The organism is Halobacillus litoralis, assembly GCF_009856445.1.
In the GTDB taxonomy this organism is placed as follows: Bacteria; Bacillota; Bacilli; order Bacillales; family Halobacillaceae; genus Halobacillus; species Halobacillus litoralis.
Genome location: NZ_WMFA01000006.1, coordinates 42,233 through 65,911 on the forward strand (window position 1 = coordinate 42,233; position 23,679 = coordinate 65,911).

The following is a 23,679-nucleotide window of genomic DNA, read 5'->3' on the forward strand; positions in this document are numbered from 1 at the left end:
TTATTTTCTTTCTCTAAATAGAGCTGCTGATTATTTTCAATGACACGCGTTCTCTCGAATATGGGTTGAGAACAAATCAACATCTATCGCCCTTTCTTTATTCCTTTACTACTTCAAGTATACCGCACTTTTTAAGACCGTGTATAGACAATCCCCTCCACTCCACTATATGGAAAAATTGTAGAAGAAGTGCATCTGGCTTTCTTTCATTAATTTTTTATATTAGGATGGTAAAGGTGTTTTTTTTGCACAACATAAGTACAACTGGAGGAACCATCATGAGCAATCGAAATAAAGGAATCATCTTACTACTTATATCTGCCTTCGGCTTCTCTATGATGGCGGCACTCGTTAAGCTGTCTGGAGACGTTCCGACTGTTCAAAAGACTTTATTCCGTAATCTTGTATCAGCCATTATCGCCTTTGGTTTTGTCATGTACAACAAAGAACGGCTTTTTGGTAACAAGGAAAATCAGAAGTTGCTGCTTTCCCGTTCAGCACTCGGTACGATCGGGATGGTACTGTTTTTCTATGCCATTGATAACCTTGTATTGTCAGATGCGGATATGCTCAACAAACTCAGTCCATTTTTGTTAATTATCTTTTCAGCTATCTTTTTGAAAGAGAAAGCACGTTTGTATCAGATCATTGCTATTATCGTCGCGTTTATCGGGACACTGTTCATCATAAAACCGGCATTTTCTGTTGAGTTCATTCCTTATCTCAGCGGTATTTTCTCAGCCGTGTTTGCAGCTGGCGCCTATACTTTGCTCCGTGTATTAGGAGATAAAGAAAAATTTTATACCATTGTCTTCTACTTCTCATTTTTCACAACTGTCACTCTGCTCCCTTTCACCATTGCTTTCTATGAACCGATGAGCTTGAAACAATGGGTGTACCTGCTATCCGCTGGGGCATTTGCGACGCTGGGACAGTTCGGTTTGACCATAGCCTATAAATTCGCACCAGCACGGGAAATCTCTATCTTTTTCTATTCTACCGTGGTCTACTCGGCACTCATCAGTATCATCTTATTTGATCAAGTACCCGATATTTTCAGCATCCTCGGTTACTTCACAATCTTCGGTGCCTCGCTTTACATGTTTTTGAGAAATAACAAAGAAGCTAAGAAAGTAGAGGCAGCTCAGTAACCGGAAAAGCCAGCTCGATAGGTGATTTTCACACATAGATACCTCTTTTAACATAAAAAAGCGACCGCTTCCCGGTCGCTTTTTTTTAGTCCTTTTTCAGTTTCTTTAAGTGATACAACGTTTGTTGATAGTCCTCCTCCAATTGATTAACATCATCATTCGGACCAGGCATACTCAACCGGCTGACGAGTTCCGTCAACTTTGTTTCTAATGCCATCTGATCGTAGACGTCATCGTCAGCAACAGGAGGATTCTCCACATACTCCTCCCACTGTTTCCATGTCCCATCGAAGGGTATGAACTTTGAATCTTCGATCATCCATATTTGATCCGCTGTCCTCTCGATGAATGTACGATCATGGGTAACAAAAAGAATCGTCCCTGGGAAATCGCAGATTAACCGTTCTAAAGCATGTATTGCTTCGAGATCCAGGTGATTCGTTGGTTCGTCAAGCACGAGGAAAGTTGCTCCGCTGGCCATCAATTTCGCCATAGACAGTTTCACTCGTTCTCCTCCACTCAATTGGCCTATGGTTTTGTTCATATCCTCAGCAAAAAACCTCAGACGCGCAAGAATGATACGAATGGTAGTTTCGGATAGTGAACTCTCTTCACTTGCATAGTCGTACACTTTCTTCTCAAAAGGTAAATCTTCCAAAGTCTGGTGAAAGTACCCGATCTCTACTCCTGGAGAAAGCCACTCTGTTGTTCGTAAAAGATGTTGGATAAAAGTGGATTTTCCTGTTCCGTTCCCACCGATGAAGGCTGTTTTCGATCCATTTTTCAATGAGAGCTTAGGGGTGGAAAATAGAACCCTTGATCCAACTTTGACCTCGGCCTCCCCCACTTTCCCTATCACCTTTTTATTTGAAGGGTTCAATTTGCTAAACTCCATCTTCACTTGGTCCCATTCCATAGGCTTCTCTGCCTTCTCGAGACGATCCAATCTGCGCTCTAATGTTTTACTGACACGCTCCACCTTCTTTTGATGAGCAGCTGCTTTGTTCTTCCCAAGTTGCCACTCGGAATTTCCCATTCGTTTAGGAGGTTTTCTCATTCCTTTAGATTGGGACTGCTTTTGGCGGATTCGTTCCTCAATTCTGTTTTTTTCTTTCACATACTGTTCGTGCATTTCGTATTTCTGCTTTCGTTCATACTCCTTTTGAATCTCATAAAAATCATAATTTCCTTGGTATTCCGTCAATTCTCCTTGTTCAAGTTCCCAGATTTTATTGCAGCAGCGATTGAGCATCTTTCGATCATGGGAAACAAGAACATAAGCGCCCTTATGCTTGAGCAGTTCTTTTTCTAATGATTCAATGTGCTCCCAGTCCAGGTTATTCGTTGGTTCATCAAGAAAAAGCAAGGAGTGTCCAAGGGAAAGAATTCGCTCCAGTCGAGCGAGTGTTTTTTCACCACCACTCAATGAAGAAGATTTCCACTCTTCTTCATTCATCTGTTTCATCCATCCATAAGAGGTGTGCCATTCCACTTGCGGGGCTACATCGAGCTTTCCTAACAAGTATTGCAGCAAAAGGCTTTTCCCTTCTCCATTTCTTCCTACTAGACCAATTCGGTCTCCTTCATGAATCTTCAGTTCTTTAATATTAAGTAGATCTCGGCTCCCGATTTGATACTGTATATTGGTTGCACGCATGTTTAACATAAATAAACCTCCCTGAACCGTTCCAGAGAGGTTTTAGTCTGCCATCACTTTTTGGGCACACCACAACATATGTGAAGGGTGATGTAAAAAGCAAGAGGATCCTTTTAAAAAAAGGACAGACCAATCCTGTATCTGGAACGAGTGTTGTTTCTTATTCTCATACTCGTTTAGCAACAGGATTAGTACTTCATTGCTTTAAACGTCAGTCCCTTCTTTTTTGGTTACGTTTATTATATGATGAAGTGGCTTAGGAATACAAGACAAAAAGAATGGAGGAAGTCATATGGGGAAAGTCACATTATACATTGCTCAAAGTGCTGATGGTTATATCGCAAGAGAGGATGGGAGCATTGACTGGCTGCGGGATAGTGCTGACGAAGACTATGGCTATGAAAAATTCATCAACACCGTTGATACCGTTTTTCTAGGAAGGAAAACTTATGACCACATCTTTGAATTAACCGAAGAATTCCCATACAGAATGAAGGATATCTATGTCGTGAGTAACACGCGCGAAGGCCATGACGATTATGCGACATATCTACAACCTGAACAAATCCTGCCTCTTGTGAACATGCTTAAGAATGAACAGAATAAAACCATTTGGGTTGTCGGAGGAGCAAACCTGATCCATTATTTCATCTCCGCAGAATTAATTGATGAATTCCAGATCTTTATTCAACCAACATTGATCGGTAAAGGCATCCCCCTTTTCAAAAAAAATGACCTTGAAAAAGAACTTCAGCTTACAGAAACCAAAGCCTATCAAGACGGAATGCTCGCCATTACTTACCAAAAGAAGGAGCAGAAGCATTGATTCCACAAGATATAAAAAAGAACCTCTCTAAAGCGTATGACCGTCAATCGAAACAACGCAATCAATCACGCACACAAGATTGGAAAATCAAGGAACGGGGGGCTTTCCTGGAAAAATTAAAGAATGAGAAGAAGCATTCACTGCTCGAAATCGGATCAGGACCAGGAAAAGACAGTCTTTTCTTCTCCCAGGAAGGATTCAACGTTCAGGCAACAGATTTATCCGAAGATATGGTCCAGCTCTGCCGTGAAAAAGGATTGAAAGCAGACGTCATGAGTTTTGATGACTTACAGTTTCCGGAATCATCTTTTGATGCCGTCTGGGCTTTGAACTGCCTGCTTCATGTACCCAAAGAGAACCTCCCTGAAATCCTAAGAGGTATTCGCAGCGTTCTAAAAAAAGATGGGCTTTTTTATTTAGGTGTTTACGGCGGCATCAATCATGAGGGCATTTGGCAGAAAGACTTCCATGAGCCTAAACGCTTTTTCTCTTTTTATGAAGACGAGATTCTTGAATCTATTCTAAAACGTGAGTTCAAGCTTGAAGCGTTTCATAAAATTCCGATAGAAGAAGGTGAAGATGGCCCCACTCATTTTCAGGGAGTTATTCTAAGAAAGTGACTCAGCATTCATGGTTCACTCCCCTCCCCCGTCTCCACCACCATCAGAATGATCGAACTGATGAAACCCAGGCTGCCACGTAGAGTCATCTTTTTTAGAAGAAAGGGATCGACTACTGGTTGACTGTCCAACAAACCTGAAGAGAAGAGCTAAAAAAGCAACAACAAGAATAAACCCAATAATGGTTGAGAACATAAGAACCCTCCTTGCTTATACATACGAGCCGATTTTGAAGATAGTTTCAAAATATTCTAAACCCTGATGGACGCAAACCATATTTTTTGGTATAGTTATTTAATTTACCAATCGAAGGAGGCAAGTTAATGATACCTGAGAAATTGAAAAGGGGAGATGAAATTCGAGTAATCTCCCCTGCCAAAAGTTTATCGATTGTAGCACCTGATCAGCAGGATCTGGCCGTAGAGCGTTTGAACCAGGCGGGATTCAAGGTAACCTTCAGTACATATGCAGCAGAAAGCAGCCGGTTCATCTCCAATCCCGTTGAACACAGGGTAACTGATATACACGAAGCTTTTTCTGATCCGAATGTCAAAGCCATCTTGACTACTCTTGGTGGATATGACAGCAACCAATTGCTGAGCCGCCTTGATTTTGACCTCATCCATAAGAACCCTAAGATCTTCTGTGGGTATTCTGACATTACAGCTCTCTCCAACACGATATATAAAAAGACAGGACTGGTCACATACAGCGGTCCTCACTTTTCATCGTTTGGTATGGAAAAAGGCATCCACTATACGTTCGACCATTTTATGAGCGTATTCACTGAAACAGAACCGCAAAATATACGTCCTGCTATGGATTGGAGTGACGATCGCTGGTATTTGAATCAACAGGAACGACAATTCCATACCAACCCGGGCTATGAAGTGCTGTATGAGGGTTTGGCTGAAGGCACCTCGATAGGCGGAAACCTTTGTACTTTGAACTTGCTTCAAGGAACGCCATATATGCCTTCCCTAACAAATTCAATCCTGTTCCTTGAAGACGACATGTTATCAAATCCTTCTACCTTCGACCGTGATTTACAATCTCTAATTCATCAACCCGGCTTCGAGTGTGTTCAGGGAATGGTGATCGGCCGCTTCCAAAAAGAATCACACATGGAGGATGATACGCTCAAGCAGATCCTCCAGTCTAAAAAAGAACTCGAACATATCCCTATCCTATACAATGCGAGTTTCGGTCATACCACACCGATTTTCACTTTTCCTATTGGAGGATGGGTAAGAATTAAAGCCCATGGACAATCATCCACGATTGAACTCCTGGCATATTAATATTAGTAAGAGCCCAGTGATATCACTGGGCTCCTTCAATCATTTCCCTATTAGATCATAGAGTTTATACACCTGACCATTTTCGATTTTATCCGGTTTTTCTAAAAGGTTCATCAATACACTAGCCACCTCATCAGGGGAGCGTAACTCTCCTTCTTCTTTCAATTTCCGGAACTTCCCTACATCGGCAAAAGCGTCTTCCGAAGAAGTACGAATTTCGCCTTGCATGTCTGTATCCATGACACCAGGACTATAGGCAAGTATCGTATGACCTTTCCCTTCCTGCTCCAACGCCAGCGTTTGCGTGAAACGATTAATGGCTGCTTTGGAGCTGCTGTATGTACTCCAGCCATGAATGGTTTTCTCTGCTGCACCCGAAGTAATGTTTATGATTCCAAGAGAAATGTCCCTTTCATTCGCTTCTTTCACAAAACGATTTACAGTCAGAATAGGTGCCGTTACATTAACCTGCATATGTTTTTGCACGGCTTCTGCTTCTAAATTACCAACTGTCTCAATAGGCTCGATGACTCCTGCATTATTAACGAGATAAACATAATGAGTGTCCTTGTGGAAGACAAGATCGATCATTTGATTGAGTCCTCGATTTATATCATCCAGGTCACTCAGGTCACAGCTGACATGATGGAAACCCACACCTTTTTTATCTGCCAAAGCTTTCAACTCTTCATTGCCTGATCGTGAAACAGCCACCACATTCACGCTCTTCAAAATGAATTGTCGCGCAATCGCTTCTCCTAAGCCACGAGAAGCCCCTGTTACAACAGCATATTGCATGTCTAACACCCTTTCTCTATTCTTTTTTTTGCTTTCCCTATTGTGCAATCAGCAAACGCTCCGTTCAGAAACTTTACATCCCAGAATCCAAACGATATGATAAACGGAGCACAAGTGGACACATAAAGGAGTCTACCTATGAAATATTTGTTTCTGTTTATCATCTATGTGGCAGGACTTGTCGTTTCAAGTCTTGGCCTTGCGCTGATCATACAATCCGGTTTAGGAGTGGGCCCAGGAGACAGCATTGCTGTCGGCCTATCCATGCATTTCCCTGTAACTGTCGGTAGTGTCATGATCGTTGCTTTTGTCATTCTTCTCCTTGTTAATGCCAAGTTGGAGCATAAACGACCCCAATTCGAATCATTAATCCCAATTATCATCCGCGGAAGAACATTGGATATCTTCCTATACGGAATGCTTGAGAACATGGAGTATGAAGCATGGTGGGCGCAATGGGGCATTTTTTCGCTCGGCCTCTTAGCCACAGCTGTGGGAATCTCTGTTTATTTACGAACTCCATTCCCCCGCATTCCTCTGGATCACTTCATGATGATTATGAATGAAAAAACAAATCAATCCAAAAGCACGGTGCGCATTTTCTCCGAATCCGGAATGGCTCTCATTGGGTTTTTGCTCGGAGCCCCGGTTGGTTTTGGGACATTAATCGTCGCCTTGCTGTTAGGACCCCTCATTCAATGGTCGTTCCAGTGGGCGAGGCCGATTGCTTCCCTGTGGACAGAACCGAGAAAGAAAATGACTCAAAAAGCGTGATGCTATCATCACGCTTTTTTTATTCATCAAAGGAGAGCTTCGTCACGCCTGTCTCTTCAAGCTTCCGGCCAATGTCTTCTTCAATAGCCAGTCGTTTTTCCATTTGTTCTTCCGTCAGTTTTCCGTCCATTGGTCCGTAGATTTCTGTCATCTGTTTTTCAGCAAGTTTCTCAACCAACTTATCCCAGAAGCTGAACTCATCGTATTCTTCTACGTGTGTATCTAATAGTTTCGATTCATAATCTACATCAAGGTCATGAACACCTATTTGTCCCTGATAAGATATCTTGTCCTCAAGATTCGCTTCCTTGTATTTGGATAACACAAGCTCTCTTACATCTTCGAACTGTTCATCCAGCTCTAACTTTGTCGAATTGACCATCCATGTCCCTAAAAACACCATTTCAACCAGTGTTTCATATTGTTCTTTTGTCATTTCAAGTTTTATATTACCCATAAAAAACCGCTCCTTTCCTCTTTTCCTTAGCATTATAGCATATCCAAAGTTCTCTATTTATTATGCCGCTTGTTCCTCCTTTTTAAATGACTCGCCTTCGTGACATCACGCACCTTGCGCTACGAGATTCATGGGTGCCAGGTATGCTGCTCATACTTTCACAATAAAAAGTAACGAAAAAGCCCGGAAGTCCAGACTTCCGGGCTTTCTATCATTCAGCTGCCGTTTGACTTGTAAAGATAGAATCATCCTGATTAATGTGAGCATCTGCTTCATAACACTTTTGCAGTTTCCGTGTAACAGCTCCAGGAAGGCCATCACCAATCGTTTGCCCGTCAACTTTTAATATCGGCATGATTTCTGAGGTACTGCTTGATAAAAATAGTTCATCTGCATAAGCAAGATCCTCTACCTGGAAGGCTTCTTCAATAAACTCGATCTGTTCTTTCTTGCAGAAAGCCTCCACCCTCATCCTTACACATCCATGTAGAATGTTCTTCTTGGCCGGGTGCGTGTAGACTTTCCCCTGCCGCACAAAGTAGACGTTGGAAGAGCTGCATTCAGTCACTTCACCATTTTTATGGAGGATGGCCTCGTAACACTCATGTTCTTTGGCCGTCTGTTTTGCAAGGACATTCGGAAGCAAGTTTAAACTTTTAATGAAACACCAGTCCCATCGCACATCTTCATGAGTAATGGTACTGACGCCCTCACGCAAGAATGAAATCGGACGAGGAAGATCTTTCACATAAGCATATAAGTTTGCTTGTGTCTGATCAGGAAAAGCATGATCCCGCGGCGCAGAGCCTCTGGTGATTTGCAAGTACACTTTGGCATCTCCGCTGATTTCGTTTTTCTTGAGCAGTTCTTCCAGCCGCTCATACATGTCTTCCTTTTTGTAAGGGACATCAATTTTAACAGCTGCCGCAGAACGGTACAGCCGATCGATGTGTTCATCCATTAAGTAGTAGTTTCCATTGTAAACACGGATCACTTCATAAATCCCATCACCGAACTGAAGTCCTCGTTCTTCGAAGGGGTACTTCAATGTATCCTGCTTTACAAAATCATTCTCTGTCAAAATATGGTCGTGAATCGTCATTACTTCGCCTCCTCAAGTCATCTCCAGGTTTAACGAATAGTTTATCAGAAAAAAGGCCGGGGTTGGACCCTCCGTTGAAAACTTTTTAAACGAGAGCGTTCAACCTATTCCAAAGTTTGAAGCCTGGATGGTCGATGTGAAATGAGAGTACCCTCATCTGTCCCTTTACAAACCCTCTCCATCAGTCCCGGATGATCAAAATTAAAAATGTGGACGGGCAACTTAAAATCCCGCGCAAGAATGAGAGCAGACTGATCCATGATCTGGATGTTTTGAAGAAGAATGTCATCATAATTTAAACGGCCATACATTTGTGCTCCTTTGTGTTTGGCAGGATCCGATGTATACACACCGTCCACGCCTTGTTTTGCAACAAGGATGGCATCACAGTTCAATTCAATGGCCCTTTGGACCGCAGGATAATCGGTCGTCACAAACGGCTGTCCGTTCCCTCCTGCCAAAATGACCACCATACCTTTAGCAAGGTGGTGCAAAGCCTTCAAACGTATATAAGGCTCTGCTACGCTTGCGACTGGTATAGAAGTCATGACCCTTATTTCTTTTTTTGACTTTTTCTTTAACACGCCCCTTAACATCAGACTGTTAATAATCGTACCGATTGTACCAATATTATCAGCTTCCACACGCTCGATCCCCCAGTCTTCTGCGGTTCTGCCCCTGAAGATATTGCCTCCGCCGACGACGACCGCAACTTCCAATCCACTATCAAGAAGCGAGAGGATTTCGTTTGCAATATGTTCCAGTCGCTGATTGTCGAAACTGTCCCTGCTGTCCCCTTTCATGGCACCACCACTAATTTTCAGCAAGACACGAGAATATCTCATTATGAGTCCCCTTTTCATAGACCATTGTTTATTCGAAAAAAAGAGCCTAGACCTGTGTCTAAGCTCATTATTAAACCAACCTTATCTATGCTATCTTATGCTCAGGCAAGCTTTATTCATTCCACTTCCACAGTGGTTTCCAGCCAGGGATGCTCGTACGGAGCGCCTTCCTTGCCATCATCCATCATAGGGTAAAATGCCAAATCAAGCTCATCCAGGTCTTTGTCATATCGGAAGTCATCAAATTGGATATAGCGAAAAGTAGTGAACGTTCCTTCCTTAGTACCAATCGTATGTCCATTATACGTCGTGCCGTTCGAATCGACCGCTTTAACTAAAAATTCGATATGTCCTTTATCTCTCAGCCAATCTTCTTCCTTGTTTCTCATTACAGCATTTCGGTCTCCATACCACATCCCAAGATACAGTCCGCTTGCATTGTTGCGGCTGTAGAGCCTGGTCAAATGGACTTTCGTATCTCCGATTTCCTGAGAAGAAACCGTGATGGGTTCAGGGTGTTGTTTCGGAGCTTCCACCATCGGATAGCTCTGGTTGTTTTTCAGTGCGTTGACTTCCTTATTGTCCACATAAAAAATGACAGCGGCAATCAATACAGCGATCAAACTGTATATAGCCACGCGCACCTTTTTCATCCATCTCACCTCTTTTGCATTAGGAAGGTAAATCTTACCGTCATTATACCAAATTCCTCTTCTCCAAGTTGTCAAAAGAAGGGAGAGGTTTTGTCGATTTCTTACTTATTAAGTCTCAGACCTACTCAAATAAAAAAACTGCCCTTTATTATTTAAAGAGCAGTCTGCATTCTATAGATATTTCTTCTGAACTTTTTTACCACCATAGCTGAAAACAACATCCCGTCCTTCGACTTTCGTTTCTATGTGAACATTTCGTCCCCACAGCTGATACACATAAGGCAATGTTTTTTCCAAATATCCGACATCGAGTTCCACGTCTTCAAAATGGTGTTTCAAATAAAGTTCTCCGGCCTTCACGTAATCACCGTCCTGCACAGTGATATAAGGGAACCCACCATTCACCCTCATGGTGACAAGCTGATCCCGGACGGCTTCATGATCTTTATCCGTGATTTTATATTTTTGACCTTGCTTCTGGAACAGATATAAATCCTCTCTCCTGGCCAGTTCTTTCGTTAAATAGTTACGGATGAAGCTTTGATCGGATTCAATTTCACGGACCTCGAACATTTTTTCTCTTCCTGAACCGGGTTCGACACCGTGTTTAATCATTTCCTCGGTTGGGTTGTCATAACGATCTTCAATGTCCTCGAAAATCTTCAACCCTAAGTAATACGGATTCAGCTGCGTCTTACTTGGCTGCACAACGCTCGCATTGAGTTTAGCGAACTCAATGGACTCATCGCTTGTTAAGTCCATTTCCCGTAAAATTCGCGCATGCCAGTAGGATGCCCATCCTTCGTTCATAATCTTCGTTTCCAACTGCGGCCAGAAATACAACATTTCTTCGCGCATCATCGTCAGGATATCCCGCTGCCAATCCTCAAGTTCACGACTGTACTGTTCAATAAAAAGAAGCAAATCCTTCTCAGGTCGTGGTGGGAATTTCTTTTTCTTCCTAAACCTTGGCTGCTCTTCTGAGGAGGATTCATCAATCTTCCAAATATCATCATATTCGGTTTGAACCGGCTTTTCTTCACTTTCTTCTTCGTCCATGGACCAGGCGAGTTTAGGACGGACCAAAGATGGATCAATATGTTCCTGAATGGCAAGAACAGCATCGAGGAATGACTCTACTTCATGTTTCCCATATATTTTATCGTAGGTAGCGATTCTTTCTGCTGTCGCCGCCATACTTTCCACCATGTCCCTCTTCGTATTCTGGAACCGGGCATTGTTCTTAAAGAAATCACAGTGAGCCAGGACATGGGCAACAATCAGCTTATTCTGAATCAAACTGTTTGAATTCAATAAAAAGGCATAGCAAGGATTCGAATTGATGACAAGTTCATAAATCTTACTTAATCCGAGGTCATATTGCAGCTTCATCTTGTAGTACTGCTTTCCAAAGCTCCAGTGGGAAAAGCGTGTCGGCATCCCGTACGCTCCGAATGTATAAATAATATCATCAGGACAGACTTCGTAACGCATTGGATAGAAATCAAGCCCGAAACCTTTAGCGATTTCCGTTATTTCTCTGATCGCATATTCGAGCTTCTTTTGGTCATCTGGTCTCAAAGATGCCCCCTCCTTCGATTTCGCTTATTTAACTATATGAGGGGAAAGCAGCGAACATGAAGGTTCAGGCCATCTTCTTGTCCTACACTAGAATTTTAGACATGATATATTCATCCACAGGCCTCCCGCTGACGATCAGAGACTGCCTCTTGACTCCTTCTTTTTCAAAACCCATCTGTTCATAAAAATGGACCGCTCTCTCATTATGAACCATGACCGTAAGTTCAAGCCTCGTTACTCCATGATGTTCTGCCCATTCAAAAAGATGATGAAATAGCTCTTTAGCGACTCCTAAACCGTGAAAGTCCTTCAATACTCCAGTAATAACACTTGCTGTATGTATGCTCCTTGGTGCTCCACCGCCAAAAACGGTCACATGCCCATTGATTCCTCCGTGTAAGTCAGAAAGAAGGATCGTAGAATTTTCTTCCTTCTCCACCTTTTGAATCAACTTTTCTACCTGTTCGTTCGTGGCTTTCCTTTCCCCATTACCGAATAATAAAAAATCCGTTTCCGACTCCAGTTTCTCCATGAGTTTTCGATAGCCTGCTGCATCACAGATCTCCGCTGTTCTAATCATCTTTAAAGCCCCCTTTCCTTCATTCTATCAGAAGAAAGGCACTCAAACGCCACTCTCTTAGAGGTGTAACTGCGCGACACCAGTACTTTGATCTAAAAAGGGGTGGACTTTAAAAAGGCTCCAACATGTCAGCAAACCTGAACATTAGAGATACAACCTTTTTTGAGGTACACTGAATGACACAAGAACAGAAAGGAGTTTTCAAATGAAAAAGAAGATCCTTCACTCCTATGAGCATTTGTCTGCGCATTATGAATTTGATGTTGACCGAAAGCCCTACAATGCTTATCTCGAACGTCCCGCCATGATCGACCTGCTTCCAGAACTTCGAGAAAAAAAAGTTTTGGACGCTGGGTGTGCAGCAGGGTGGTATTCGCGTTACATGGCTGATCACGGCGCAGATGTAACAGCGGTTGACCTCAGTCCTTCCATGATTGCTGCAACTAAGCGGCGAGCAGAAAATGCCAATATCCAGGCTTTTGTTCACGATTTGTCGAATCCTTTACCGATGGAAAACGACTCTTTTGACTTCATTATCAGCTCACTTACACTGCATTACATAAAAGATTGGACACCCATTTTTCAGGAGTTCTATCGTACATTAAAACCAGGAGGAACACTCCTTTTCTCTACCCATCACCCGTTTATGGATTATATGAACCATGATGTGGATACTTACTTTGCCTGCCAGCAACTTCAGGAGGAATGGACGGTGAACGGCGAAAAAGTTCCGATGACTTTTTATAGGCGGCCGCTTGAGAGGGTCATTTCTGCGGTAACCGATCATTTCCGGTTCATTCAACTTTCAGAGCCAAAGCCTACGCCTGAATTTAAAGAAGTATACCCAAAGGGATTCCATAAAGTTTCAACAAAACCGAATTTCATTATTGTAAAAGCTGAAAAGCCAGGACCTAAATAAATGGTCCTGGCTTTTCGTTATTATGAGCGTTGGTCAGGGAAAATACGGTCAACCATTTCTCCGAATTCACGGAAAAATCCTCTGACAGGTTCACCATTTTGAGCATCTTCTACATAATTGTTCGTCAAGTCAACAAAATCTGGATTCGTTGAAATGTAAACATTGTTTATATCCTGATCTGATTCTTTGACTGCTTTTTTAATTTGCTTTTCCATTTTATCAGAGACTTCGTTCTTGTCTCCTTTTGGATTATCAAGCTCTGCAGCTACATAGGCATTGTCACGTGTTTTCAACACGTAAACACGATCTACGCCATCTACATTTTTTTCGATACGGTTGGCTGCATCTTTGGCCACTTTATAATTCGTGTTATGAACCATTCCGCGATCATTGTCATACTGGTTCGCCTTTTGACCATTTTCGGACATGTCATCTGCTGTACGCTCGAAGCTTGTATTTTCCACTCCGTTGTAGTTGCCGTTGTCTCCAGCTTCTTGCTCTGCCTGACAGGCCACAAGAGATCCAGCTGCTAATAGACCGATGGCTAATACTTTGATTTTCATGATATTCACCCTCCTTCCATCCATATTTACGGTTAGTATGTGTGGTTGAAAAGCAAATATGCGATTGACAAAAACAGGAAAAGTGCGTGAACATCAAAAAAATCCCCAGTTAAGAAAACTGAGGATTAACGATTCAGGAATGGGATACTCCACCATATTTGAATGAAAATTAAATAAACGAAAAAAATAGCATTAATAAATAAAAGGAAAACAGAAACAAGCTTATAATGACCTTCGACTTTTTTATAACCGATGCGAATAAAAATGAAGCCAGCAATGAGAAGCATATACAAGCTGATAAACCATATCCACGTATGAGGGGTGGACGCATCAAAACCTACTTCGTAACCAATTCCATACAGCAACCAGGGAGCTAAAAAACATAAAATAGAGAGAGGGAGATACTTTTGATCACTTTTTATGTAGTAAAGAGAAAGAATGGCCACAACCAGGGTTATTCCTCCGATGATTTCCGATATGAGAATCATCACCTGTTGGGTGGCATCAGCTTCAGCTGTTACCAAGCTCAGGAATAATAAAACACCCAGTAAAATGACACACCCCACATTTGCATAAAGAAGATTTTTTTCTGACATCACGAAAACTCCTTCCGTCAAAAGCAAAACTTTTCCATACTATCATAACAAAATTTCCAATGCTTTGCGGAAGAAAAAAGCAAAAATGTGTCGGGATTCCCAGAACTGTGACGAACTCTCTGATTGAGGGGGAACGCTCACGGGGATAATAAGACCACTCCTTTCATAAAGGAAGTGTCATCCAATGAGTCACTATGATTACGATAAAGCCCTGCACTTCATGATTTGGGGGCAATGGGACGATTTGCTCGTCCTCATGGTACGCACAAGGGATGAATTTCTTTCAAAAAAGATTGAAACATTCCTTCACTCGGCCTACTATCCGAGTAAACAAAGCGAAATGCTGGAGTCACACGAAGCTTTGTTGAGTTATATCGATCACGCTCAAGCAACCACCCTACAACCAAACTTTTTCACATAAAAGAAAGACCGGGTCATCCAATTGATGGATGACCCGGTCTTCATTAGTTTTCCTTTTATACACGCGGATAATCCTGTATGAGCGGGTGGAGATGCATTTCATCAATGACCATATGTTTCGGTGCAAGCGCCATATATACAACAGCTTCAGCAATATCATGAACCTTGAGCCACTCTGCTTTTTCCGGGTCTCCCTGAGTCCCATTGGCGAAATAAGTATCCACCATTCCGGGATTAATGGTACCTGCCCGGATGCCATCTTTTCTTACTTCTTGAGCAAGCGATCCCATAAACCCTTGAACCGCATATTTCGTAGATGTGTATAAAGCTCCACCTTCTGGAATTGTATAACGAGAGACATCGGATGCGACCGTAATGATTGTACCGAACTTTTGTGACTTCATGATAGGCAGAACGGCTTTGGTCGCAAGAAATACGCCCTGTACATTAATATCAAACGTTCGACGCCATTCTTCTACAGTCACTTCTTCGATTGGCTTGAAGTCTCCAATCCCTGCATTGTTCACAAGAATGTCCACTTTGCCATATGCTTTCTTCGTTCCTTCCACGACCTGATCCATTTCGTTCTCATCACTCACGTCAGCAGTATAGGCCAAAACATTAGTGAACCCTTGCTTTTCTAGTTTTTCCTTCGTATGGTGAATTTCTTCTGAACTGCCTATAATCGTTAAATAAGCTCCTTTTTCAGCGAGTTGGAACGCAATTTCTTTTCCAATTCCTCGAGAAGCTCCTGTCACAATAGCTACTTGTTTGTCCAACACAACACTTCCTCCCTTACGTTCGTTCTGGCTTTTCTTCTGTGTCTAATTTAAATCGAAGATCAAATAAATCCCGACGTCGATCCCGCAGCTGCCGGACAGTCCCTGATTTTCGTTGTCTTCTCAGTATTTCTAAATCAACATCTCCAACAACAACTGTTTCCACATTTGGGTTACACTCGCCAATAATCCCATCACGGGCAAATTCAAAATCCGATGGCGTAAAGATGCCTGATTGTGCATACTGAATATCCATATTCTCCACTTGCGTCAGGTTCCCTACTGTACCTGCAATAACGGTATAGACCTGATTTTCAACGGCACGAGCCTGGGCGCAATATCGCACGCGCAAGTACCCTTGTCTGTCATCTGTACAAAACGGAACGAAAATGATATTCGCTCCCTGATCGACCGCATAGCGAGCGAGCTCAGGAAACTGGATGTCGTAACAAATTTGAATAGCAATCCTGCCACAATCCGTATCAAAAACTTTGACTGCATCTCCAGGCTGAATGCCCCACCAAGTCCGCTCGTTCGGCGTAACATGAATTTTGTATTGCTTTTCTATCGTACCGTCACGTCTGAATAGATAAGAGATGTTATAAATTTGCTCTTCTTCCTCTACGAAATGAGACCCGCCGATAATGTTCACATTGTACTTCACAGCAAGATGTGTGAACATTTCTATATATTCTTCGGTGTATCCACTCAATTTACGAACCGCTTGAGAAGGTACTTTTTCTTCTAAAAAGGACATGAGCTGTGTAGTGAAGATTTCAGGGAATACGGCAAAATCAGAGCCGTAATCAGCGGCGACATCTACGTAGTACTCGCATTGCTTCGCAAACTCTTCGAAAGAATCGATATTTTTCATCATATATTGAATGACCATGATTCTCACTGGGTGACTTGTCTTGAAATATCGCTTCGTCCTGGCACGATAATCTATATTATTCCATTCCATCAGCGTCGCATACTTTAAAGACTGCTCGTCATCCGGAAGATAGTCTGGATTAATCCGCATGACAGTAAAGCCATTCATGATCTGGAAAGTGAGGACAGGATCATAAATGTTTTGATTGCGAACTTCCTCCACATATTCACGCGGCGTCATTTCATCTTCATACTTGTGGTAATTCGGTATACGGCCACCGATAATGATGCTCTTCAAATTCAACTCGCGTGCTAATTCTTTCCTTGCTTCATACAAACGCCTTCCAATTTTCATACCTCTGTATTCAGGATGGACCATCACTTCAATTCCATACAAATTGTACCCGTCTGGGTCATGATTGGTTATATACCCTTCATCTGTAATGTCATCCCAGGTGTGTTTGTCATCATATTCGTCAAAATTCACGATCAAACTTGAACAGCTTCCAATAATTTTCCCGTCGAACTCGACGACAAACTGCCCTTCTGCAAAATGTGTCAAGTGGCTCTCCAGGTGTTCCCTCTTCCATGGATCCATATCAGGAAAGCAAACCTTTTGTAACTTAAATATCTGTTCGATATCTTTATCCTGCATATTTCTAACAATCATTTTCTTTTCATATTGAGTCAGATCAAGCTTCGACATTTTATCTTCCTCTCCTCATCATGATCGTTCAACCATTTTCATCGTACTCAACCTCCATCCTTCTTGTCTAGTTTTTAATAAAGTTATTCCACTATATGGCAGGATTGTGGAAGACTCAGTTTCGAGACGTTTGTTGAGTGGATGGGGGCTGCGGGGAATGACTCGCTTTCCGCGGGAGCGCGGTGAGCCTCCTCGGACTGCGTCCTGTGGGGTCTCACCAAGCACTTTCTTCCCGCAGGAGTCTCGCCATTCCCCTCCGCCCCTTAACCAAGTATGATTCTCGAAACCACTTCTAAAAGATCAGCTGGAATAATGAAGCGAAATGAATCATATAAAATTTTCTACTGCTGGCTGCCAGAACTTAAGGATTGATATAGAGCGTTTTATGCCTACTTAGGATAGAGGAATAAGAGACACTCACTTTCTGTATAGGGGTTCGTTCCACTTCTCCACAAATGGGGTGGTTGGGAAGCTGCGAGACTCCCGTGGGAGAAAGGAGATCGGCGAGATCCCGCAGGACGTAGTCCGAGGAAGCTCGCCACTCCCCCACAGGAAAGCGAGTTGCTTCCCAGCCACCCCTAACGCTTAACCAGGCAACGAACCCTGGAAACATCTCGAAACTGAGTCTTCAACTAAAGGGAGCGTTAGTGAAATAGGGATGGTTGGATTAAGTGTGTGCAGAAATGAAATGTATGAATTGAATCGGTTCATAACTTCGTGTATGATGGTTTAAGAAGAGGTGTAGACAATGAACGGATTTGAAAGAAGGAAAGAACGCAAAAAGCAGAATATTTTGAACGCCTCCCTGAAATTGTTCTCAGAATATGGGGTGCAGAAAGTCAGCATCCAGGAAATTGCCAAAAAAGCACAAGTTTCTCAAGTCACCATTTATAATTATTTTGGCGGTAAAGATGAACTGCTATTCGAGACGGTAAAAAAATTCATTTACGAACGATTGGACCGTTTTCGGGACGTCGTCCACAATGACGATATGGACTTTAAGGATAAGATTCGTTTTGTAATTCAAGATAAAAAAGAAAACATCCTCCATATGGACCCTGGATTTCTTGAAACCGTGATGAGGGACCAGCCTGAGTTACAAGAACTGATTCATACCTTCACACAAAAAGATGCGGTTCCTTTACTTATGGAACTCGTGGAACAGGGAAAAACGCAAGGTTTCGTTCATCCGGATATTTCTTTTCGATCCATTATGTTTTATATAGAAATGTACTACCAGGCGATGCGCTCGAAGGAAGATTTCTTCGATCATTCTTTACCTGAATTAAGTGAAGAGATCACCCATATGTTTTTCTATGGCCTTATGGGGAATCAAGACGAACATTTGCACGAAGACTAAAATATTGGATAGAAAAAATGCGTAGAGAAACGTTTCTCTACGCATTTTTGGATCCTTTATTTATCTCCATTTTTTCACATACCAGCGAATAAGATCATTCCATTTACTTCCGAACAGTTTCTCTCGCCAATACAGGTCTGCGGTTTGAGAAACGACATTGTTTTTAGCCGGGTAAGGGTGTATAACATTCGAGATGCTTTGAAACCTCTTATTGAGGGCCTGAACGGTCCCGACTTCCTGCATCCATTCTCCAGCACCGTCGCCAATAGCATGAGCTCCGACGATTTTCCCGCGATTCGTTGTCAAAATTTTTACAAGACCCTCTTTTTTCCGTTCGGCCATAAACCGATCGTTATCAGCTAATTTTGTTTTAAAGGTTAATAAATCTTCCCCATACTTCTCTTTTGCTTCTTGTTCGGTCAAACCAAGATGATAAATCTCTGGGTTTGTGTAGACAACCCACGGGATTTTTTCATAAGAAGCTTTTCTAGAAAGGCCCAGAACCGCGTTGGATACAGCGATTTTCCCTTCCATTCCTGCAACATGAGTGAACGGCATTGAGCCATTACAGTCACCTACAGCATAGATATGTTTCTGATTCGTTCTTAAAGCTGCATCCACTTGGATCGAACCTTTCTCAGATACAATACCTGCCTTGTCCAACCCAAGCCTACCGATGTTCGCTTTTCTTCCAGCCGCTACAAGGATGGTATCGGCAGTCATGCTGTTTTGAGCCCCGTCTTTCGTATAGTGAATTTTCACCTGTTTCCCGTCTCTCTCGACTCGTTCAGCCTTAGTATTTGTTAAAATATTCAGCTCTTCTGATAACAATCGTTGGGAGAGATTTGCAATTTCCTTATCCTCTTTGGATAAAACTTGTTCACTTCCTTCAATTACTGTCACTTCTACACCCAGACGACTCATGGCCTGCGACAGTTCTACTCCAATCACTCCTCCACCGATCACCACCATGGAAGAAGGTTTTTTCCTTAGAGAAAATATGGTTTCATTTGTTAAGTAATCCACTTCGCCTAAACCATCAATAGGAGGGACTGCGGGGGAAGATCCGGTAGCTATAACAAAACGTTTAGCGGTGATCGTCTGTTCTCCTACCTGCAGTGTATGTTCATCTAGAAAACTTCCTTCTGCTTCATAAATATCAATTCCCAGGTTGATAAAGCGGTCTTTGGAATCATGTGCCTGGACATCTTGTAAAGCTTCAGATACTCGTTCCATCGCTGATGTGAAAAAACTTTCGTAATCATCTTCCGTCAATTGAGTATATTTAGATGCATCTTCTATTTCTTTAGAAGCTTGAATCAATGCCTTCGAAGGCATGCATCCATAATGAAGACAATCCCCGCCAAGTTCATTTTTCCGTTCAATAAGAGCTACTTTAGCACCAAAACTTGCCGCACCTGCTGCTACCGTTAACCCACCAGAACCGCCACCTATAACAACGATCTGATAATCAAACGTCATGGGTTTCTCTCCTCATTGAATCATAATGTTGGGATATGGCTTCCATTCGTTTTTTATTGACTCCGAAGTCGGAATATCCCACTCTTGAAGCAGACCTGAAATGGACGACCTCATCCTTCTGATCAAAATAAAATTCAACGTCGTCCTTGAATTTGATCCACTTGGATTCAACTACAGCATGGATATAATTTTCGTTCTCTGTCTCAATCGTCGTTCTTTGTCTCTCACTTAAAATCTCTTCTATCAAAGACTTTGTGGTTTCCAAGTCCTTGGTAAATACCAAAGCATCCATTCTCTTTTCTTCCTGATCTGTTTGAGTACTGACACAGTTTGGAGACGTCGGGCATTCAGAGAGTCTCCCGTTCTTAACGCCTATATATGGTTTACTCATCATTACTCCTCCTTTTCTACACGATACCCTTATCTTCCCTGCTTCTTCAACAAAAAAGCACTCCCAACTGTCTAGGAGTGCTTTCCGTTCGAAGAATTTCCGTTACCTTGAGGAGGTTTCTCTTTCCCTTTTGATCCTCCTCTTTCTCGTTCATCCTTCTTATGATTATGTTTTGAACCATTCCCCTTACCCTTCTCTTGGCCTTTTTCTTTCTTGTTTGGCTTAGGAGACGGCTTTTTGGGTTTTTCCTGATGTTTACTGTTCGTTTTTTTATCTTCGTTTTCTTTATGTTTATTCTTGTGGTCTTTCTTTTCTATGTGTTTGTTCTCGTTGTCTTTCTTTTCTATGTGTTTTTCCTCATGTTCAGACTTTTGCTTTTCTTTTTGCTGACCCGGAGCTTGGGATTTCCCTTTTTGACCCTCTTGTTCAGGTTGTCGGTTCTTCGCACTCTGGTTTTCAGGTTTTACATTTACAGCCGGAGGAGCCGTGGGTTTCTCTTCGGAATCTAGAACTTCCTTCTGTTTTTCTTCAGATGATTCTTCTTTATAAAACGATTGTATAATTTCTCGATCATCATCTTCAACGTGAACAGGGAGTTCTGATTCTCCTGTCTGATCCTTTTCTTCACTCTTTATTCTGTCTGCAACCATTTCATTGACAGATGCCTTCTGAGCAATGGCTTCCCTTCGTAGATCCTTCGGGACCAGAAAAGTAGCAACGCTTATATTCGCCGCTTTATTCATGAGAAATGTTTCAATTTCTTCCGCGTACTTCTGGTTCTCTTGTTCTTTTAAATAACTGATACCAATGAGGACTTGATTCGCATCATTGACATACCCTTTCTCTTGACTCAATTCAATCAACTCAAAGGTAACCTCGGATGCATCTTTCTTTTTCCAATCTTCTAAAGAGGAAACAATCTTTTCAGCTTCCTCATTTTGAGGGATGATATCTATGACTTTCATTTGATCATTCAATTCAAGTTCAACACTGGGATTAATATCGATATTCATATAGGCAAACGCCTGATTGCTGCCATACCACGAGAATACAGGGAAGACCATTAATAGAAAGATAATGGCTACAACAGCTGCCCGCGTATAATTGTTACGCAACACTTGAGTCCATCGATGCAGGACTTCACGCTCACTGATTGTCCTGAACTGGATTTCCATCCCAATATCTACATGGTCAACCTTTTCAGCTCTATGAAACTTGCCATCACTAGTCATGACAATCATATATTCATTCTGCTGTTCCATGACAATACCTTTTTTCACATACCCACCCCTTTCAGATAATCCTTAAGATATACGTAATCCCCGTTCAGGATGAGAACTAAGGCGATAATGAATTTACGGTTCCGTTCTAATGTTTTCTTACTAACATCAACACGATCGACCAAGTCCTTGATCGGTAAACGTCCTTTATCAATGACTTGCGAACATAAAAACTCATCTTCATAAACGAGCCTGGCCACCTGAACCGCGGATTCCCTAGCATCTCTATGTTTTGGAGAAGCCTCAATCAGCTCTTCAAATGAAAGCTTATACTTTTGCAACTGAGCCTGAAATTCCAAAATTTCCTCTTTACGATGCCAAGCTTCCGTTTCCAATTGAAACTTCTCCTTGGCTGCTGAAATTTCGACAGGGTTTTCCATTTGTTCTTCATCATGGAAATCCTCATCAAGAGAAGTGACTTGCACACGTTTTTGTTCATTCCGAATGTAATCAATCACTTTCCGCTTAATGACAAGTCTTGCAAAAGAAAGAAATGAACTGCCCTTATCACAGGAATAAGATTGGATGGCTTCATTGAATGCAAGCAAACCGATACTAAACTCATCATCTTTTTTAGGGTCTATATATCTTTTACAAACTTCAGAAACACTTTTGGCGATGAAAGGTTGATACTGTTTCAGCATTTCATTACGTGCATCATCATCTCCCTGTTTGGCTGAAGCTACTTGTTCATCCAGGGAGGGATCTGCTTTTTGAAAAAGACGTTTGATCAACCTTTATCACCTCCAGCCTATTAATGTTTTCGATTATGGCTTATATTTTTTGGGTGTCTTTTTTAAGATTATTTCAATTGTGTTACAAAATCGTATCAACCAAAATTTCTGAAGTTTGCAGTTATTGGGTCAGGGAAAAAGGTATTGTCCTCGACCATGACCATTTTACTGAACAACGCCTGAACGGTCTACTTCATAGGGGTTACATTTTATTAAATAACCATTTCAAAAAATAAGACCTAAGACTCTTCCAAGGTATACAAGGAATTATAGTAGTCGAAAATAAGGAATTTATAGGCATATATACCCACCAGAGCAATGAATGACATACCGTATGATCCATTGCAAGAAAATCAAAAGAGGAAACCCTAGGGGAGGTTTCCTCTTTCGGTCTGTTCGTAGTAATAATCTATAGGTACCGCCAGGCCGACCCGTCCCTCATCATCATCATGTAATGTTGCAAAAACTACACCAATCACTTCTCCTTGATCATTGATGACCGGGCTTCCTGAGTTCCCTCGATATATCGGCGCATCAAGCATTAGAACTTGTTGGTCCCAATCAGACAACTGTTTATATCCAATCACATTCCCCTCATTGGCAATCCCCGTAAACTTGAGAGGATTCCCGATGAAGTACACATGTTCACGGTCATCGAAAACCGCTTCATCAGCAAGTTCCAAATGAGGAAGGTTTTCTCCTTCGACATCAAGAACAGCAAGGTCGACTTCTGGAAAAGAGGCAATGACTTCAGCGTCGAAAAGCCCGTCATCTGGAAAGCCAACAGAAATTCTTTTTTCATCTTCAACCACATGATGGTTCGTAAGGATATAACCGTCTTCGGTAAAAGCAAACCCGGTGCCTTTACTTTGTCCTGCCTCAACCACAACAACGGATTCCTTATAAGTCTGCACCTTTTCATCTGTCGAAAGTTTTGCAGAAGTCATAAGAAAGTCAATCGCCGGTATAGAGAATGTATTCGGAAGGACAGCGACGATATTCAGGACCATCATGAAAGCGATCAACCAAAATATCCACTTAGGGAAAGGACGCTTTTCCTTCCGCTGTTCTTTCTCTATCCTTTCCCGTTCATATGCTTTTCTCTTTTCTTCCTGAACGAGTTCATATAGTTCTTCATCATCTATTTCTTCATACAGGTCTTCATCGATGATGTCTTTTTTTTCGTATTCTTGCTCATGCATGAAACCTGCCTCCATGTCAGCAGTTTTGA

26 protein-coding genes are annotated in these 23,679 nt (G+C 42.1%); 8 read left to right on the forward strand and 18 right to left on the reverse strand.

The genetic code is table 11. The annotated features are described in order from the left end of the window. Positions 1–278 precede the first annotated feature (278 nt). Positions 279–1,151 (forward strand): DMT family transporter, encoded by an 873-nt coding sequence (locus tag GLW00_RS14555; protein WP_160915283.1) that lies wholly within the window; start codon positions 279–281, stop codon positions 1,149–1,151. 85 nt (positions 1,152–1,236) lie between these two features. Here the strand turns inward: GLW00_RS14555 and abc-f are convergent, their stop codons facing one another. Beyond that, positions 1,237–2,817: a ribosomal protection-like ABC-F family protein gene (abc-f, locus tag GLW00_RS14560; RefSeq protein WP_160915285.1), complete on the reverse strand. Its 1,581-nt coding sequence runs from the start codon at positions 2,815–2,817 to the stop codon at positions 1,237–1,239. A gap of 283 nt (positions 2,818–3,100) precedes the next feature. Here abc-f and GLW00_RS14565 point away from each other — a divergent pair, with 283 nt between their 5' ends. Together GLW00_RS14565 and GLW00_RS14570 are read left to right on the forward strand one after the other, a co-directional pair. Beyond that, a complete protein-coding gene (locus GLW00_RS14565) occupies positions 3,101–3,634 on the forward strand; it encodes a dihydrofolate reductase family protein (RefSeq protein ID WP_160915287.1) in 534 nt (177 codons plus the stop codon). After that, a complete protein-coding gene (locus GLW00_RS14570; RefSeq protein WP_202412518.1) occupies positions 3,631–4,254 on the forward strand; it encodes a class I SAM-dependent methyltransferase in 624 nt (207 codons plus the stop codon). Before GLW00_RS14565 ends, GLW00_RS14570 begins: the two co-directional genes overlap by 4 nt. Positions 4,255–4,269: 15 nt before the next feature. On the opposite strand, the gene GLW00_RS14575 is transcribed toward GLW00_RS14570, so the two are convergent. Continuing rightward, positions 4,270–4,449 carry a hypothetical protein gene (locus GLW00_RS14575; RefSeq protein WP_160915289.1) on the reverse strand — a complete coding sequence of 60 codons (180 nt, stop codon included), beginning with the start codon at positions 4,447–4,449 and terminating at the stop codon, positions 4,270–4,272. Positions 4,450–4,577: 128 nt separating this feature from the next. Here GLW00_RS14575 and GLW00_RS14580 point away from each other — a divergent pair, with 128 nt between their 5' ends. Beyond that, positions 4,578–5,555, forward strand: a complete 978-nt coding sequence (locus GLW00_RS14580; protein WP_160915291.1) for a S66 family peptidase — start codon at positions 4,578–4,580, stop codon at positions 5,553–5,555. Between the two features lie 39 nt (positions 5,556–5,594). Here the strand turns inward: GLW00_RS14580 and GLW00_RS14585 are convergent, their stop codons facing one another. Continuing rightward, entirely contained in the window at positions 5,595–6,353 is a 759-nt protein-coding gene (locus tag GLW00_RS14585) for a (S)-benzoin forming benzil reductase (RefSeq protein WP_160915293.1), read from the reverse strand. Between the two features lie 138 nt (positions 6,354–6,491). Between GLW00_RS14585 and GLW00_RS14590 the strand changes: the two genes are divergently transcribed. Next, complete coding sequence (locus tag GLW00_RS14590; RefSeq protein WP_160915295.1) at positions 6,492–7,127, forward strand: YczE/YyaS/YitT family protein; 636 nt, start codon at positions 6,492–6,494, stop codon at positions 7,125–7,127. A 19-nt stretch (positions 7,128–7,146) separates the two neighbouring features. Here the strand turns inward: GLW00_RS14590 and GLW00_RS14595 are convergent, their stop codons facing one another. From GLW00_RS14595 to GLW00_RS14620, 6 genes are all read right to left on the reverse strand, one after another. Beyond that, positions 7,147–7,584, reverse strand: coding sequence for a hypothetical protein (locus GLW00_RS14595; RefSeq protein WP_160915297.1), 438 nt, complete (start codon positions 7,582–7,584; stop codon positions 7,147–7,149). A gap of 211 nt (positions 7,585–7,795) precedes the next feature. Next, a complete protein-coding gene (dat, locus tag GLW00_RS14600) occupies positions 7,796–8,686 on the reverse strand; it encodes a D-amino-acid transaminase (protein WP_160915299.1) in 891 nt (296 codons plus the stop codon). Positions 8,687–8,790: 104 nt separating this feature from the next. Beyond that, positions 8,791–9,531, reverse strand: a complete 741-nt coding sequence (pyrH, locus tag GLW00_RS14605) for a UMP kinase (RefSeq protein ID WP_160915301.1) — start codon at positions 9,529–9,531, stop codon at positions 8,791–8,793. Positions 9,532–9,647: 116 nt separating this feature from the next. Further along, positions 9,648–10,184 carry a hypothetical protein gene (locus GLW00_RS14610; RefSeq protein ID WP_160915303.1) on the reverse strand — a complete coding sequence of 179 codons (537 nt, stop codon included), beginning with the start codon at positions 10,182–10,184 and terminating at the stop codon, positions 9,648–9,650. Between the two features lie 171 nt (positions 10,185–10,355). Continuing rightward, the gene (locus tag GLW00_RS14615) at positions 10,356–11,765 is read right to left on the reverse strand and encodes a SpoVR family protein (protein ID WP_160915305.1); all 1,410 of its coding nucleotides are present in this window, start codon (positions 11,763–11,765) and stop codon (positions 10,356–10,358) included. 82 nt (positions 11,766–11,847) lie between these two features. Further along, complete coding sequence (locus GLW00_RS14620) at positions 11,848–12,345, reverse strand: GNAT family N-acetyltransferase (protein ID WP_160915307.1); 498 nt, start codon at positions 12,343–12,345, stop codon at positions 11,848–11,850. Positions 12,346–12,550: 205 nt separating this feature from the next. On the opposite strand from GLW00_RS14620, the gene GLW00_RS14625 reads away from it, so the two are divergent. After that, the gene (locus tag GLW00_RS14625) at positions 12,551–13,264 is read left to right on the forward strand and encodes a class I SAM-dependent methyltransferase (protein ID WP_160915309.1); all 714 of its coding nucleotides are present in this window, start codon (positions 12,551–12,553) and stop codon (positions 13,262–13,264) included. A 20-nt stretch (positions 13,265–13,284) separates the two neighbouring features. Here the strand turns inward: GLW00_RS14625 and GLW00_RS14630 are convergent, their stop codons facing one another. Together GLW00_RS14630 and GLW00_RS14635 are read right to left on the reverse strand one after the other, a co-directional pair. After that, a complete protein-coding gene (locus tag GLW00_RS14630) occupies positions 13,285–13,827 on the reverse strand; it encodes a YhcN/YlaJ family sporulation lipoprotein (protein WP_160915311.1) in 543 nt (180 codons plus the stop codon). Between the two features lie 125 nt (positions 13,828–13,952). Beyond that, complete coding sequence (locus GLW00_RS14635) at positions 13,953–14,423, reverse strand: hypothetical protein (protein ID WP_160915313.1); 471 nt, start codon at positions 14,421–14,423, stop codon at positions 13,953–13,955. Positions 14,424–14,607: 184 nt separating this feature from the next. On the opposite strand from GLW00_RS14635, the gene GLW00_RS14640 reads away from it, so the two are divergent. Beyond that, positions 14,608–14,844 (forward strand): YhdB family protein, encoded by a 237-nt coding sequence (locus GLW00_RS14640; RefSeq protein WP_160915315.1) that lies wholly within the window; start codon positions 14,608–14,610, stop codon positions 14,842–14,844. A 55-nt stretch (positions 14,845–14,899) separates the two neighbouring features. On the opposite strand, the gene GLW00_RS14645 is transcribed toward GLW00_RS14640, so the two are convergent. Together GLW00_RS14645 and GLW00_RS14650 are read right to left on the reverse strand one after the other, a co-directional pair. Then, positions 14,900–15,625, reverse strand: coding sequence for an SDR family oxidoreductase (locus GLW00_RS14645; RefSeq protein WP_160915317.1), 726 nt, complete (start codon positions 15,623–15,625; stop codon positions 14,900–14,902). A gap of 13 nt (positions 15,626–15,638) precedes the next feature. Next, positions 15,639–17,201 carry a GNAT family N-acetyltransferase gene (locus tag GLW00_RS14650; protein WP_160915319.1) on the reverse strand — a complete coding sequence of 521 codons (1,563 nt, stop codon included), beginning with the start codon at positions 17,199–17,201 and terminating at the stop codon, positions 15,639–15,641. A 748-nt stretch (positions 17,202–17,949) separates the two neighbouring features. Here GLW00_RS14650 and GLW00_RS14655 point away from each other — a divergent pair. Next, complete coding sequence (locus GLW00_RS14655; protein ID WP_160915321.1) at positions 17,950–18,561, forward strand: TetR/AcrR family transcriptional regulator; 612 nt, start codon at positions 17,950–17,952, stop codon at positions 18,559–18,561. Between the two features lie 60 nt (positions 18,562–18,621). Here the strand turns inward: GLW00_RS14655 and GLW00_RS14660 are convergent, their stop codons facing one another. The 5 genes from GLW00_RS14660 to GLW00_RS14680 form a co-directional block, all read right to left on the reverse strand. After that, positions 18,622–20,043 (reverse strand): dihydrolipoyl dehydrogenase family protein, encoded by a 1,422-nt coding sequence (locus GLW00_RS14660; protein ID WP_160915323.1) that lies wholly within the window; start codon positions 20,041–20,043, stop codon positions 18,622–18,624. After that, positions 20,033–20,434 (reverse strand): DUF1499 domain-containing protein, encoded by a 402-nt coding sequence (locus tag GLW00_RS14665; protein ID WP_160915325.1) that lies wholly within the window; start codon positions 20,432–20,434, stop codon positions 20,033–20,035. The genes GLW00_RS14660 and GLW00_RS14665 overlap by 11 nt, the downstream gene beginning before the upstream one ends. A gap of 71 nt (positions 20,435–20,505) precedes the next feature. Further along, positions 20,506–21,714, reverse strand: coding sequence for an anti-sigma factor domain-containing protein (locus tag GLW00_RS14670; RefSeq protein WP_160915327.1), 1,209 nt, complete (start codon positions 21,712–21,714; stop codon positions 20,506–20,508). Then, on the reverse strand, positions 21,711–22,448 hold the full coding sequence (gene sigI, locus GLW00_RS14675) for an RNA polymerase sigma factor SigI (RefSeq protein ID WP_160915329.1): 738 nt from the start codon (positions 22,446–22,448) through the stop codon (positions 21,711–21,713). The genes GLW00_RS14670 and sigI overlap by 4 nt, the downstream gene beginning before the upstream one ends. Positions 22,449–22,816: 368 nt before the next feature. Then, on the reverse strand, positions 22,817–23,650 hold the full coding sequence (locus GLW00_RS14680) for a S1C family serine protease (RefSeq protein WP_160915331.1): 834 nt from the start codon (positions 23,648–23,650) through the stop codon (positions 22,817–22,819). Positions 23,651–23,679 lie beyond the last annotated feature (29 nt).

Excerpts from the sequence above, each read along its gene's own strand:
- GLW00_RS14555 (WP_160915283.1), top strand. The coding sequence starts at position 279 with ATGAGCAATCGAAATAAAGGAATCATCTTACTACTTATATCTGCCTTC.
- abc-f (WP_160915285.1), bottom strand. The coding sequence starts at position 2,817 with ATGTTAAACATGCGTGCAACCAATATACAGTATCAAATCGGGAGCCGA.
- GLW00_RS14565 (WP_160915287.1), top strand. The coding sequence starts at position 3,101 with ATGGGGAAAGTCACATTATACATTGCTCAAAGTGCTGATGGTTATATC.
- GLW00_RS14575 (WP_160915289.1), bottom strand. The coding sequence starts at position 4,449 with ATGTTCTCAACCATTATTGGGTTTATTCTTGTTGTTGCTTTTTTAGCT.
- GLW00_RS14580 (WP_160915291.1), top strand. The coding sequence starts at position 4,578 with ATGATACCTGAGAAATTGAAAAGGGGAGATGAAATTCGAGTAATCTCC.
- GLW00_RS14585 (WP_160915293.1), bottom strand. The coding sequence starts at position 6,353 with ATGCAATATGCTGTTGTAACAGGGGCTTCTCGTGGCTTAGGAGAAGCG.
- GLW00_RS14590 (WP_160915295.1), top strand. The coding sequence starts at position 6,492 with ATGAAATATTTGTTTCTGTTTATCATCTATGTGGCAGGACTTGTCGTT.
- GLW00_RS14595 (WP_160915297.1), bottom strand. The coding sequence starts at position 7,584 with ATGGGTAATATAAAACTTGAAATGACAAAAGAACAATATGAAACACTG.
- dat (WP_160915299.1), bottom strand. The coding sequence starts at position 8,686 with ATGACGATTCACGACCATATTTTGACAGAGAATGATTTTGTAAAGCAG.
- pyrH (WP_160915301.1), bottom strand. The coding sequence starts at position 9,531 with ATGAGATATTCTCGTGTCTTGCTGAAAATTAGTGGTGGTGCCATGAAA.
- GLW00_RS14610 (WP_160915303.1), bottom strand. The coding sequence starts at position 10,184 with ATGAAAAAGGTGCGCGTGGCTATATACAGTTTGATCGCTGTATTGATT.
- GLW00_RS14620 (WP_160915307.1), bottom strand. The coding sequence starts at position 12,345 with ATGATTAGAACAGCGGAGATCTGTGATGCAGCAGGCTATCGAAAACTC.
- GLW00_RS14625 (WP_160915309.1), top strand. The coding sequence starts at position 12,551 with ATGAAAAAGAAGATCCTTCACTCCTATGAGCATTTGTCTGCGCATTAT.
- GLW00_RS14630 (WP_160915311.1), bottom strand. The coding sequence starts at position 13,827 with ATGAAAATCAAAGTATTAGCCATCGGTCTATTAGCAGCTGGATCTCTT.
- GLW00_RS14635 (WP_160915313.1), bottom strand. The coding sequence starts at position 14,423 with ATGTCAGAAAAAAATCTTCTTTATGCAAATGTGGGGTGTGTCATTTTA.
- GLW00_RS14640 (WP_160915315.1), top strand. The coding sequence starts at position 14,608 with ATGAGTCACTATGATTACGATAAAGCCCTGCACTTCATGATTTGGGGG.
- GLW00_RS14650 (WP_160915319.1), bottom strand. The coding sequence starts at position 17,201 with ATGTCGAAGCTTGATCTGACTCAATATGAAAAGAAAATGATTGTTAGA.
- GLW00_RS14655 (WP_160915321.1), top strand. The coding sequence starts at position 17,950 with ATGAACGGATTTGAAAGAAGGAAAGAACGCAAAAAGCAGAATATTTTG.
- GLW00_RS14660 (WP_160915323.1), bottom strand. The coding sequence starts at position 20,043 with ATGACGTTTGATTATCAGATCGTTGTTATAGGTGGCGGTTCTGGTGGG.
- GLW00_RS14665 (WP_160915325.1), bottom strand. The coding sequence starts at position 20,434 with ATGAGTAAACCATATATAGGCGTTAAGAACGGGAGACTCTCTGAATGC.
- GLW00_RS14680 (WP_160915331.1), bottom strand. The coding sequence starts at position 23,650 with ATGCATGAGCAAGAATACGAAAAAAAAGACATCATCGATGAAGACCTG.